Annotated in this window: 9 protein-coding genes; all 9 read left to right on the top strand. The window is 64.6% G+C overall.

What is annotated here, in order from left to right:
- Positions 1–63: 63 nt before the first annotated feature.
- The 9 genes from dqs_RS17235 (at position 64) to dqs_RS17200 (ending at position 12670) form a co-directional block, all read left to right on the top strand.
- Positions 64–306 (top strand): PP0621 family protein, encoded by a 243-nt coding sequence (locus dqs_RS17235; RefSeq protein ID WP_041643950.1) that lies wholly within the window; start codon positions 64–66, stop codon positions 304–306.
- Between the two features lies 1 nt (position 307).
- A complete protein-coding gene (locus tag dqs_RS17230) occupies positions 308–1861 on the top strand; it encodes a two-component system sensor histidine kinase NtrB (protein WP_011767080.1) in 1554 nt (517 codons plus the stop codon).
- Positions 1858–3234, top strand: coding sequence for a sigma-54-dependent transcriptional regulator (locus dqs_RS17225; protein ID WP_065341255.1), 1377 nt, complete (start codon positions 1858–1860; stop codon positions 3232–3234). The genes dqs_RS17230 and dqs_RS17225 overlap by 4 nt, the downstream gene beginning before the upstream one ends.
- Before the next feature lie 200 nt (positions 3235–3434).
- Positions 3435–3617 carry a prepilin-type N-terminal cleavage/methylation domain-containing protein gene (locus tag dqs_RS21305; protein WP_065341254.1) on the top strand — a complete coding sequence of 61 codons (183 nt, stop codon included), beginning with the start codon at positions 3435–3437 and terminating at the stop codon, positions 3615–3617.
- A 17-nt stretch (positions 3618–3634) separates the two neighbouring features.
- The gene (locus dqs_RS20855; RefSeq protein ID WP_157108211.1) at positions 3635–3997 is read left to right on the top strand and encodes a hypothetical protein; all 363 of its coding nucleotides are present in this window, start codon (positions 3635–3637) and stop codon (positions 3995–3997) included.
- 3 nt (positions 3998–4000) lie between these two features.
- A complete protein-coding gene (locus tag dqs_RS17215; protein WP_065341253.1) occupies positions 4001–4804 on the top strand; it encodes an ABC transporter permease in 804 nt (267 codons plus the stop codon).
- Between the two features lie 9 nt (positions 4805–4813).
- Positions 4814–5641: a tetratricopeptide repeat protein gene (locus dqs_RS17210; protein WP_065341252.1), complete on the top strand. Its 828-nt coding sequence runs from the start codon at positions 4814–4816 to the stop codon at positions 5639–5641.
- A 1-nt stretch (position 5642) separates the two neighbouring features.
- Entirely contained in the window at positions 5643–6545 is a 903-nt protein-coding gene (locus tag dqs_RS17205) for an ABC transporter ATP-binding protein (RefSeq protein ID WP_065341251.1), read from the top strand.
- Between the two features lie 101 nt (positions 6546–6646).
- Entirely contained in the window at positions 6647–12670 is a 6024-nt protein-coding gene (locus dqs_RS17200; protein ID WP_169823526.1) for an O-linked N-acetylglucosamine transferase family protein, read from the top strand.
- Positions 12671–12987: the final 317 nt, after the last annotated feature.

Raw genomic sequence — 12987 nt, 5'->3', positions numbered from 1 at the left:
TCCGGTTCGCAATTTTCCGCTTCCTTCCGGCCCCTTCCGTTCCCCTTCGAAGCCCGACTCCGCGTGCGCTACCTGATCCTCTTCCTGCTGATCCTGTTTGCCATCTGGTGGATCCGCCGTGCTGCCGGCGGCGGCGCGCGGGCGCCGCGCAAGGGGCCGCAGGATGACTCCGCCCGGCAGGGCGAACAGATGATCGAATGCGCCCACTGCGGGGTGCACGTGCCGGAGCGCGAAGGCGTGCGCGACGGCGGGCGTTTCTACTGCGGCGAGGCGCATCGCCGCCTGGGGCCGGCCCGGGGGCGCTGAGGTGGTGGGCAGCCTGTCCGCCGACGTCGATCCGTCGCGCCGCCTGTCGCTGCGCTATTTCAATCTCTTCCGGCTCATCGTCGGCGGCCTCTTCGTCGTCGCCGGCCGCGAGATCGACCTCGGTTCCTATCACCAGTTCGTCTATAACGCGGCGTCCTTCGCCTATCTGGGCGCGGTGTTGGCGCTCGGCTTTCCCGACATGCAGCGCCGCTTCGGCATCGACCGCGTCATCCTGGTGCAGGTGGTGGTCGATGTCTGCCTGCTGACGGCCATCATGTGGGCCAGCGGCGGCTACCGCAGCGGCATGCCGGTGCTGATGATGGTGATCCTTGCCGGCGCGGGGCTGGTGGCCGAGGGTCGCACCGTGCTGTTCTTCGCCGCGCTCACCACGGTGCTGGTGCTGGGCGAGAACGTCTGGCGCTATCTCAAGGGCGCGCAGCCGGCGGATTTCTTCCAGGTGGGCATGGCCTGCCTCGGCTTTTTCGGCATCGCCATCGTCGCCCGGCTGCTGGCGCTGCGCGCCAAGGCCAATGCGTCGCTGGCCGCCGAGCGCGGCCAGGCGCTGGCGCGTCAGCAGGCTCTGAACGAACGCATCATCCGCGACATGCAGGACGGCGTGATCGTCATCGGCACCGATGGCCGCGCGCGCCAGGCCAACCCGCGCGCCTGCGCGCTGCTCGGCCTGCAGTCGGTGGAGGGCCTCAACCTGGCCGACGTGGATCCCGCGTTTTGCGAGCTCTTCTCGTGCGGCGCAGTGGATAGCCGCCTGCTCCGTCTCGGCCCCGCCGGGCGGCTGCTGCGCTGTCGCACCGTGTGCGGCGAGCCGGGCAGCGCCGCCGCCGACGCCACCGTGATCTACCTGACGGACTTCGAAGAGGTGCAGCGCCAGATGCAGCAGGTGAAGCTGGCCGCGCTGGGCCGGCTCACCGCCAGCATGGCGCACGAAATCCGCAATCCGCTGTCGGCGGTGACCCAGGCCGCGGAACTGCTGACCGAGGAAAAACGCACCGACATGCAGCTGCGGCTGGCGCGCATCATCAACGACAACGCCCGCCGCATCGAACGCATGATCCGCGACGTGCTGGCGCTGGGGCGGCGCGAGCAGGCCGAGCCGGAGCCGCTGGAACTGGCCGGCTACGTCGCCGAACTGATCGAGGCGCTGGCGCTGCGCAGCGCGGACGAGCGCGCCGTGTTCGCGCAGGACATCCCGCCCGGCCTCACGCTCGCGATCGACCGGGCCCACCTGCACCAGATCCTCGACAACCTGCTCACCAATGCCCGCCGCTACTGCAGCGGACAGCCCGGTTCGGTCCGCATCCGCGCCAGCGCGCTGCCGGGCGGCCGGGTCGCACTGCATGTGCGCGACGACGGCCCCGGCATCGACGAGAGCACCCGTGCCAATCTCTTCGAGCCCTTCTTCACCACGCACCCGAAAGGCACCGGGCTGGGCCTGTATATCGCGCGCGAACTTGCCGAGGCCAACGATGCCACACTCGAACTCGGGCCGGAGCGTCCGGGCGCCCACTTCGTGCTGACCGGAGACAGCCGCGCATGAGCCACACCGAACGCCGCACGCGCCCCGCCACCAGCGAGGTGTTGGTCGTCGATGACGAGGAAGACATCCGCGAGCTGATCGCGCTGTCGCTGCTGCGGCTGGGGCTGGCCTGCGATACCGCCGGCACCGTGGCCGAAGCGCGGCAACTGCTCGATACCCGCCGCTATCGCCTGTGCCTTACCGACATGCGCCTGCCGGACGGCGACGGGCTGGAGATCGTGGAGACCATACAGGCGCGCTGCCCCGGGCTGCCGGTTGCCGTCATCACCGCGTTCGGCAGTATCGACACCGCCATCCGCGCGCTCAAGCTCGGCGCCTTCGACTTCGTCACCAAGCCGGTGGAGCTGAAGGTGCTGCGCGAACTGGTCACCCACGCGCTCAACCTCGATGCCCCCGCCGCGCCCACGGAAGAAACCGGCGGACGCCGCCTGATCGGCAACTCGGCCCCGATGGCCCATCTGCGCGCGCAGATCGCCAAGCTCGCGCGCAATCAGGCGCCGGTGTTCATCCACGGCGAATCGGGCACCGGCAAGGAAGTCATCGCCAACCTGATACACGCCCAGGGCGGCCGCGCCGCCGCGCCCTTCGTGCCGGTCAACTGCGGCGCGATTTCGCCCGAGCTGATGGAGAGCGAGTTCTTCGGCCACCGCAAGGGCAGCTTCACCGGCGCCAGTGCGGACAAGGAGGGCCTGTTCCAGGCGGCCAGCGGCGGCACGCTGTTTCTGGACGAAGTGGGCGAGTTGCCGCTCGCAATGCAGGTGAAGCTGCTGCGCGCCATCCAGGAGCGCGCCGTGCGCCCGGTCGGCGGCCATACCGAGGTGCCGGTGGATGTGCGCATCCTCTCCGCCTCCCACCGCGACCTCGCCCAACTCGTCGCCGAAGGCAAGTTCCGCCAGGACCTGTTCTTCCGCATCAACGTCATCACCTTGCGGGTGCCGCCGCTGCGCGAACGCCCGGAGGACGTCCCGGACCTCGCCGCCCACATCCTGCAGCGCCTCGCCCAGCGCGAGGCCACCGCCCCGCGCCGACTGTCGCCCGCCGCCCTGGCGCGCCTGCAGCAGTACCCCTTTCCCGGCAATGTGCGCGAGCTGGAAAACCTGCTCGAGCGCGCCTGCGCACTATGCGAAGGCGACGAGATCGGCGCGGAGGACGTGGACCTCTACCCCACCGAGTCGCTGACCCACTCGCAATTCAACTTCGACCCCACCCGCGACGCAGCGCCGGACGATACCGACGACGGCAGCGACGACGAGCGCATCCGCGTGCTGCGCGCGCTCGACGAAACCCGCTGGAACCGCTCCGCCGCCGCCCGCAAGCTGGGGATGACGCTGCGGCAACTGCGCTATCGGCTGCAGAAGTGGGGGATGGAGTAGGGGTGATGTTGACGCCGGGCAATGTCAAAAGTGGACATTGGAGGCGTGACAAATGTCATGGGTTGACCGGCTGAACGGCTCCTTCGTGAACAATTCCCTTGTTTCCACAGAGCATTTCTCGCTGGCACGGCTAATGCTCTATGGGTTGCAAGCGTCGCATCCAAGCAGTGGCGCCGGGTCAATCCAGTCGGAGATTTGAAATGAAGAAACTGCAAAAGGGCTTCACCCTGATCGAGCTGATGATCGTCGTCGCGATCATCGGCATCCTGGCGGCCATCGCCATTCCCCAGTTCAGCGAGTACACCAAGAAGGGCGAGGACAAGGCGGCGCAGTCGGATGGCCGCAACATCCTGACCCAATCGGTTGCCAACTCCAACGAGTAATAGACAAGGGGAAGAAAATGGATAAGCGAATTCTTGCTGCTCTGGCCCTGGTGGCCGTTTCGGGTTCGGCCGCTGCTGCTTCTATCTGCACGGGTGTTGCCGCCAACGGTGCGACGATTGACGGTGCTACGGACGGCAGCGCCTTTGTCCGTGTGACGTTCACTCCGAAATGCTCGGCAAACGTCCAGCTCGACTTCACCCAGACCGCTACTGGCGCTGGCGTGTGTGCCAACTCCAAGAAGGGCAAGAACAACTTCAAGGGCACCACCGCGGGCGGCGGCATCGGCGTGGATACGACCTGCACGCTCGATTCCAACTCGCAGTGCACCGCCGTGAGTGGCACGCTAGACGCGACGACCAACGCGATTACCTGCAGCTGATTGATGCTGCTGCACGCCCTTACCGCGTGGAAATCCGGCCTTCGCGGCCGGAGTTTCCACGCGGTTTTTGTTTTTGCACTGCTGTTGTTGGCGGCAGCATGGCTTGCCGCAGCCTTTTCGGCGCGACAGCCGCAGTCTGTCGCCCTTGACGTCGGTTTGTCCGGCGTCCGCCTGAGTCTCACCTTTCTCGTCCTGGTCTGGGTTCAGGAACTCGTGGGCAAGGAACTCGAACGCCGGACGGTATTTTTCGTGCTGGCCTACCCGATTCCCCGCGCTACCTACCTGCTCGGGCGCTATCTCGGCATCCTGATGCTCGCCGCCGCCGCCACGCTGGTGCTGGGGCTGTCCTTGCTGGCCGTGGTCGGGCTGTCGGCCTGGGGTTACGGCTACCCTCATGAACTGCAATTGGGCTGGCCCTATTGGGCGACCTTGCTCGGCTATCTCGTCGATGTCGCGGTTGTCGCCGCATTCACGCTGGCGGTGGCGTCGGTTGCCACGAGCAGCGTGCTGCCCCTGGCTGTGGGCGCGTGTTTTGCCATTGCCGGCCGCATGCTCGGTCCCGTGCTGGATTACCTCGGCCGCGGTGCAGATGGCGACGTTGAACTGACAAGCAGATTCGGCCCGCTCGTGGGAGCGATCCGCTGGCTTCTTCCTGATCTCGACCGTCTCGACTGGCGTCTGTGGCCCCTGTATGGCGCTGCACCCGCCGACGCCGTGGTATTTCCTGCCGCGTTGATGGCGGTGTGTTATTGCGCTTTGCTCTTGGTGGCGGCCACGCTCGCGTTCAACCGTCGCCAATTCGTCTGAGGCCCCGCTGTGCGTTTCGGGCGGCCGCTTTCGGTACTTGTCCTGCTGGCAGGCCTAGGCTATTGGGCGTCGGTCAGCCTGCTTTCCGAGCAGGTCCGGCGGCGCGGCGCCGACGATCTTGCTGTTTACCTCCCGCCGGTTGCGCAACTGGTGGCTGCAGCCGGCGATCGTTATCTGGCCGCCAATGTGGACGTGTTCCGCACCTTCATGATCGGGCCGGGGCCGTTCTCACCCGAGGTCTACGAGATTCTCGCCCGTTTGCATGCCGATGCAGCACTGCTGAATCCGGGGCATGAAGACAATTACTACGTCGCCGCGGCCATCTTGCCGTGGGCCGGGCGGGTGAGCGAGGCGCAGTACGTGTTACGCAGGGCAATGGCGCTGCGGCCCCGGGATTTTCTGCCTCCCTTTCTGTATGCATTTAATCAGCGGCAGTTCCAGAACGACCCCCTGGGGGCGGTCGATACACTGAGGACGGCGGCGCCGAAACTGCAGGACGAGCAGTCCCGGCTGGCGTTCGAGGTTCTGGCTGCGCGCTGGTACGAGAAGGCAGAGGGCGCAAACGCTGCCGAGGTTTTGAGGATCATGGCGAGCCAGACGCGCAACCCGGCCTTTGCTGCCTATCTGGAGCGTCGGGCGGGCCGGCTGGAAGCGATCTCCAGGCTGGAGGCGGCATTGGCAGAGTGGCGTCGAACGCGCGGGGGAAGCCCGCCGGATCTCGATGCCCTGGTTCGCCATCAATATCTCCCGGAACTGCCGCGCGATCCGTTCGGCGGGAGCTTCCGGCTGTCGCCCGAAGGTAATATCTCGGTCATCGAGCGTAAGCAAGGGGCATGAGTTGAGCGCGGCAATCGAACTGAGCGGCTTGAGCAAGCGCTTCTATCCCGGCTGGCGTCGGCAACCCGTCACCGCGCTTGCCGATGTCAGCCTCACCGTCGAGCAAGGTGAGGCGTTCGGTTTCGTGGGCCAGAACGGCGCGGGCAAGAGCACGACGATCAAGATCCTGACCGGGGCGTTGCGTCACGATGGCGGCGTGGCAAAGCTGTTCGGCGTGGACGTTGCGGACCATCGCAGTCGCATCGGTCTTGGCTACGTGCCCGAGAACCCATGGCTGTACGACTATCTGACTCCGCTTGAGATCGTCCGCATGGGTGTTCTCACCCATGGGCACCGTCAGCGGTCGGAGTTGAATGCCCACTGCATGCGGTGGCTGGAGCGCTTCGGGCTGGCCCAGGTTGCAAACCGTCAAGTCCGCGGATTTTCCAAGGGGATGCTGCAGCGCGTGGCGCTCGCGCATGCGCTTGCTTGCGAACCACGTTTGCTCATTCTCGACGAGCCTTTGTCCGGCCTCGACCCACTGGGGCGCCGCGACGTCGTCGACATCCTGCTCGATTACCGCATGAAGGGCGGGACGGTATTCTTCTCGTCCCACGTGCTCCACGACGTGGAACGTCTGGCCGACCGGTTCGGGCTCATCCACCAGGGCGTACTGCAAAGCGTTCAGCATCCGGCCGACGTTTTCGCGCGCTCGAGCGCCGTGTTGGTACGTTCGCTGGGTGCGGCGCCGGTGGAAGGCATGGTTGCGGACGTTGGCGAGCGGTGGTGGGCGGAAGTGAAGCCCGCCGAGTTGTGGGCGCTGCTCGACGCGCTTAGGTCGGCCGGGCACAGCCTGATCGAGGTGAAGCCGGCCATGTCCCTGGAGCGCCTCTTCCTGGACGTCGTGAAGCAGTATTCGAACTGATCGTCTCGCCCCGCCCGGATGCTACCGTCTCCGGGCGATTCAAATTCGCAAGGATCTACATGGTTGCAAGCAGGGGACGGCGCGGCGCATCGGCCAGCGCGTTGGAGCGCGACTTTGCGCAAATTGTCCGGTTGTTCGAGACGGGCCGGTTCGTCGATGCTGAAACTGCAGCACGGGAGTTTCTGCGTCGTAATCCGGGCAATCCGTACGGCAACAAGGTGCTGGGCGCCTGTCTGGTGGCGCAGAAGCGGCCTGGGGACGCGCTGCCGTTCCTGAAGGAGGCGGCCCGTAAACTGACGCGGGACGCTGAGGTGGCGTTGAACCTCGGCGTGGCTGCATGGGATCTGCACGACAGGGGCGGCGCTTCGTACCAGTTCCGGCTGGCCGTCGAGCTTGCCCCGCGCGACCCGGACCTCCGGCAGGCGTTTGCACGGTTCCTCCGCGATGGGGGCGATCTGGGCGGAGCGGCCGAGCAACTGCATGCCGGGTTGAGCGTGAAGCAGGATCATGCCGGATGCCTGATCGAGCTTGGGCGTGTTTCGCAGGACGCCGGCGCGCAGGAAGGGGCCCGCGAACTGTTCGAGCGCGTTCTGGCGGAGATGCCGTCGAATGCCGAAGTCTGGCACGACCTGGGTTCGACCCTGCACCAGTTGAAGCGTTACCGCGAAGCGGGAGTGGCTTTCCGTCGGGCCTACGAACTGGGGGCCTCGTCGCAGTCACTGCTCAGGGCGACCTACGACAATCTGCATTCGGCTGACTGGTCCCGGCTTGCTTCCGATATCGAAATCCTGGTGGATGAACTGGTGGCAGGGCGGGTTGGCGGTTCGTTTGCGTTGCTTGGCTTGCCGGGCCTGCCTCCCGATGCCGTGAGAAACGGGGTTGTTGCGCTGGCGGAGTCAAGTTGTTCCGGCGTGAAGCCGTTGGACGAAGTGTCGTTGCAGTGGGAGGAGGGCAAGCGCCCCTTGCGGATCGGTTATCTGTCCTGCGATTTTCATAATCACGCCACCAGCCATCTGCTCGTCGGTGTAATCGAACAGCACGACCGCGACCGCGTCTGGGTTTTCGGGTACTCCCATGGTCCCGACGACGGCAGCGAAATGACGCGGCGCATCCGGGGGGCGTTTGATGTCTTCCGCGATGTCGGTTCGCTCGACCTACAGCAGACCGCCCAACAGATCCGGGACGACGAGATCGACATCCTCGTTGACCTGAAGGGGTGGACGCATGACAGCAGAACTCGGGCGTTGGCGTGGAGGCCTGCGCCCATACAGGTAAACTGGCTGGGCTATCCGGGTACGATCGGTAGCCGGACTCTGGCGGATTACGTGATCGGAGACCCGTGGGTCACGCCTGTCGACCACGCCGCGCAATACGTCGAGACGTTGGCCATCCTGCCCAATTGCTACCAACCGAACGACGATCGACGTGCCGTCGGGCCGGCTACAACACGAAGCGCCGTCGGACTGCCCGAAGGGGCTTTCGTCTTCTGTTCGTTCAATCAGACCTACAAGATCAATCCGGGCGTGGCGGACCTTTGGGCGAGCGTGCTGAGATCGGCACCCGACAGTGTCTTGTGGTTGCTGGAGCATGGCGAGGACGTGCGGGAGAACCTGCAGCGAGAGTTCTCGGCACGGGGCGTTTCCGCCGACCGCTTGATTTTTGCTCCGCGTGTCGCGGCTGCGGACCATCTCAGCCGTCTGTCCCTGGCCGATCTTGCTCTGGACACCTTTCCTTACGCGTCGCATACCACGGGGAGTGACGCCCTGTGGGTGGGGGTGCCGATGGTGACCTTGCCGGGTGACATGTTTGCCAGTCGGGTAGGTGCCAGCCTCCTTGCTGCTGTTGGCTTGCCCGAACTCATTGCGCAGAGCGGTGACGATTTCGTGCGCAAGGCGCTCCGGCTTTACGAGGATCGCGCTTACCTTCGGACGGTGAAGTCGTATCTGCTCGGAGCGGGGCGACGCTCCCCGTTGTTCGACACGGCAGGCTTTACCCGCGATCTGGAAAACCTGTTCTTCGCGATGGCGGGTGGTCACGAGGCGGACGACAGAAGCCGTGTCCTGGCCGACCCGGCGGCGGGGGCGCCCCGGACGGGCGCGACCGCGGACGTCAGTGACGACGGAGAACGCAGCCGTATTCTGGCGGGGCTGGAGGATGCGTACCGAGAGGGCCGGGTGGCTGAGGTCGTCGAGGGGGCGCGCAGGTATCTCGAATCGCATCCCGCCGACGCGCGGGCACAACGCGTGTTGGGTGTTGCATTGCTGAAGCAGGAGCAATGGGCTGAGGCTCGGACGCTTCTCGCTTCTGCGGTTGCGGCTGCTCCGGGCGATGAACTGGCGGTCTTCAACCTGGGGGTGGTCGAGTTTCATCGCGGGCGCAAGGATACGGCGCGTCGTCATTTTGAAAGGGCGGTCGAACTCGCCCCCGCCAATTCGAAGTTCCGGGTGTCTTTGGCACACGCGCTCAGGGAGCTGGGGCGGGTCGGGGATGCGGAGCACTTGTTGAAGGCCGTGCTCGAAGGCGAACCCGAGCAGTTCGATGCCTTGAAGGAACTGGCGTATCTGGAGCGCGACAGGGGGCGGGTCGCCGATGCGCTTGGTCTGTTCCAGCAACTGGAAGGGTTGAAGCCCGACGACCCGGGTGTCCAGGTTGGCCTGGGAACGGTACTGCGGCACCTGAAGCGCTACGGTGCCGGCGCGGACGCGTTCCGGCACGCCTACCAGGCTACCGGCGAGACGAATTCCCTTGTAGGCGCCGTTCATCTGGAGTTGTACGCCGCCAAGTGGGACAAACTGGCTAGCGCGATCTCCACGATTCGCGCCGCGCTCGCGGCGCCACGTCCGCCGGCCGTGGAACTCTTTCCGTTGCTATCCATGCCCGGTGTCAGCAGGGCGGAGTTGTTCCGCGCCTCCGAGGCCAAGGTGGCCGAGTTCTGTGGGGGCATCGAACCGCTTCCGGCGCCGCCTGCAGCCGTTCTACCTCCCTCCGGGAGGCGGTTGCGTGTCGGGTATCTTTCATGCGACTTCCACGGCCATGCCACGGCGCTGCTACTGGCAGGCGTCATCGAGCATCACGACCGAAGCCGGGTGGAGGTTTTCGGGTACTCCCATGGTCCGGAAGACGACTCCACGTTGTGTCGACGCATACGAGGTGCTTTCGATGTCTTCCGTGACGTAACGGATCTGGACATGGAGCAGACGGCTCGCCGCATCCGGGATGACGGCATCGATATTCTCGTGGACCTGAAAGGCTGGACTTCCGCGAGCCGTACCCGCGTTCTAGCGTGGCGTCCGGCACCCATACAGGTAAGTTGGCTCGGCTATCCGGGTACGCTGGGCGCCCCTTACCTGGCCGATTACGTCATCGGTGATAGGTGGGTGACGCCGGTCGAACACGCCAACGACTACAGCGAGAAGCTCGCGCTGCTGCCCCACAGCTATCAACCAAACGACGATCGTCGCAGTGTCTGCGCACCGATATCCCGCAGCGATGCCGGCTTGCCGGAAGACGCGTTCGTTTTCTGCTCACTGAATCAGTCGTACAAGATCAATCCGGCCGTCGCAGATCTGTGGAGCGAAGTGTTGAGGGCCGTCCCCGGCAGTGTTTTATGGCTCCTCCTGGCCACCGACGAGGTGTCCGACAACATTCGGTGCGAATTTGAAGCGCGCGGAGTTGATCCTCGACGGATATTTTTTGCCCCTTGGGCAAATTGGGAGTTTCATGCCGCGCGGACCGGAGTAGCCGACGTAGCGCTGGACGTATTCCCGTACAACTCGCACACCACGGGCAGCGATGCGCTTTGGCTCGGCGTTCCGCTGGTGACCTTACCCGGCGAAACATTTGCCAGTCGGGTCGGTGCCAGCCTCCTAACGGCGGTTGGGTTGCCCGAACTCATCGCGGATACTCCTGACGCATTTGTGCAGATCGCAACGAGTCTGGCGCAGGAAAGAGGCCGGCTTGAGCGGATAAAGCAATACCTACGGGGGGAGGGCAGGCGTTCAGCGCTGTACGATTCGGCGCGTTTCACCCGCAATCTCGAAGGGCTGTTTTTTGAAATGTGCGATCGACATCGCACAGGAAATAGCGCGCCCATAGAGATGGTGGACCCTGATCCCGCAGTGGTCGGTGATCCAGTGCCGATGTCCAGGAGTCGACAGATCGAACGGATCAGGTCTTGGGTCAGGAACGGCGTTTGGGATGTTGCTGCTGCGGCCGCGCGGGAACTGCTCGCCGCGGATCCCTCTGCCGGCGAGGCTCATGGTCTGCTGGGGCAGGCGTTGCTCGCGCTGGATGATGTACCCGCTGCGTTGGAGTCGCTTCGCGCCGCTGTGAGCAGCATGCCGGACGATCTCGAAACCGTGCAGGCGCTAGCGTTTGCTGCTTGGAACGCGGGTTGTCTCGATGAGTGTCGGGCGCAGTTCGAGCGCGCCGTAAGCCTGGCGCCACAGGATCTACAATTGCGCGTCAATCTGGCCCGTTTGCTGCGGCAGGCCGATGATCTGGGGGCCGCCGCGGAGCACCTGCATGCCGCGCTCGCTATTGATATCTCGCATGTGCCGAGCCTCCGCGAACTTGCTCAGGTCACGCTCGCTGCGGGTGCCGACGACGCGGCACGGGAACTCTTCGAACGCGTTGTAGCCATTGATCGCCACGATGCCGAAGCGTGGTTTGGCCTCGGTGCTGCATTGCGGGGGCTGCGGCGTTATGGCGAGGCCGCCGCCGCCTTTCGTGCGGCGCATGATCTGGACAGTTCTCCAGAGGCGCTTCAGAACGCGATTCACGCAGACCTTTACTGTGCGAACTGGCGTTTTCTGGATCGCGAAATTCCGCTGTTGAAGTCAGCGCTGGCAGTCGATCCTGCGCCTGTCCTCCATGTCTTCCCCCTGCTTTCAATCCCCGGATTGGACGGCGTCAGTATTCGACGTGCAACCGAGGCTCTTGCTGCAGCGAATTGCATGGGGCTCCAGTCCTTGTCGAGACCTGGCGCTTCGACGCCGAACCCGGGCGGACGGCTGAGGGTCGGCTATCTCTCGTGCGATTTCCACGCGCATGCGACCAGCAGCCTTGTCGTGGGCGTGATGGAGCAGCACGATCGGACGCGCATGGAGGTTTTTGCTTATTCGTCCGGTCCGGACGACGGCTCCGACATGTGTCGTCGAGTGCGTGGTGCGTTTGACGTATTCCGGGATGTAAGCGATCTGGATATCCGCCAGACGGCGCAGCAGATTCAAGACGACCGGATCGATATCCTCGTCGACCTCAAGGGTTGGACGCACGATTCGCGCACCCGTGTGCTGGCTTATCGGGCCGCCCCGATTCAAGTGAATTGGCTGGGATTCCCGGGCACTTTAGGCTCGTCTGCGCTTGCGGATTACATCATTGGCGATGCGTGGGTGACCCCTCCGCAGAATGCCGAACAGTTCTGCGAAACGCTGGCATTGCTGCCCGCAAGCTATCAACCGAATGACCGAATGCGAGGAAATGGCAGCGTGCTGACGCGCGCGGCTGCCGGATTGCCAGAGACTGGGTTCGTGTACTGCTCGTTCAATCAGTTCTACAAGATCAATCCGCAAGTGGCCGACCTCTGGGCTGCGGTGCTTGTCGCCGCACCGGATGCGGTCTTGTGGTTGCTCGATCACGGTCCGGAGGCACGCAACAATCTGACGCGAGAGTTTGAGGCCCGGGGTGTCGCGAGCGAGCGTCTGATTTTCGCTCCTGGCGTCGGCTGGGAGGATCATGTTGGGCGTTTGGCGCTCGCCGATGCGGCCTTGGATAGTTTTCCGTATGCCTCGCACACAACCGGCAGCGATGCGCTCTGGGCCGGTGTGCCGATCGTAACGCTGCCCGGCGACACGTTTGCCAGTCGGGTGGGCGCAAGCCTCGTGGCGGCCGTTGGACTTCCCGAATTGATAGCTGACGACGAGCGGGCATTTGTCCGGATCGCCACCTGTCTCTACTCTGACCGAGAGCGTCTCCGGAGCATCAAGCAGTATCTGCTTGCAGAGGGTCGAAGGTCGGCACTTTTTGATACCGAACGGTTTAGCCGGAATCTGGAGGCTCTCTACTTCGAGATGTGGCGCCGTCGTGGTACGGGCGATGATCGCTCGATGATTGTCATGGACTAGCCGACGCGGACTTGCGCGATGGGCCGGACGCCAGCGATTGCACAAGGAAACCGGGAGGTTGCCGTCCCCGGCGCACCTCCGGGACTTGCGCTCCTGGCGGCGTTCCTGAATCCGCTGCTATCCGTATCTGCACGCGCGGGATGCCCCGTCGCAGGGCCCTGTTGTTTGCAGGTCATCCATCTCTCGCCGATTTGCGCGCCCGTGTGGAATGCTAGGTAGTGTGGGGCCGCTTTTTGGACGAAGATCGGAATCGAGTCGGAGGCGCGGTAAGGCGGGTTGCGAAATCGACGGGAAGTTATCCAAAAGAACAGCCGGGG

Origin of the sequence: Azoarcus olearius (genome assembly GCF_001682385.1) — a bacterium.
GTDB lineage: Bacteria > Pseudomonadota > Gammaproteobacteria > Burkholderiales > Rhodocyclaceae > Azoarcus > Azoarcus olearius.
This window is presented reverse-complemented; position numbering and strand designations above follow the sequence as displayed.

What these genes read in the sequence shown, in the direction of transcription:
- dqs_RS20855 (WP_157108211.1), top strand. Translation starts at nt 3,635, where the DNA reads ATGGATAAGCGAATTCTTGCTGCTCTGGCCCTGGTGGCCGTTTCGGGT.
- dqs_RS17225 (WP_065341255.1), top strand. Translation starts at nt 1,858, where the DNA reads ATGAGCCACACCGAACGCCGCACGCGCCCCGCCACCAGCGAGGTGTTG.
- dqs_RS17215 (WP_065341253.1), top strand. Translation starts at nt 4,001, where the DNA reads ATGCTGCTGCACGCCCTTACCGCGTGGAAATCCGGCCTTCGCGGCCGG.
- dqs_RS21305 (WP_065341254.1), top strand. Translation starts at nt 3,435, where the DNA reads ATGAAGAAACTGCAAAAGGGCTTCACCCTGATCGAGCTGATGATCGTC.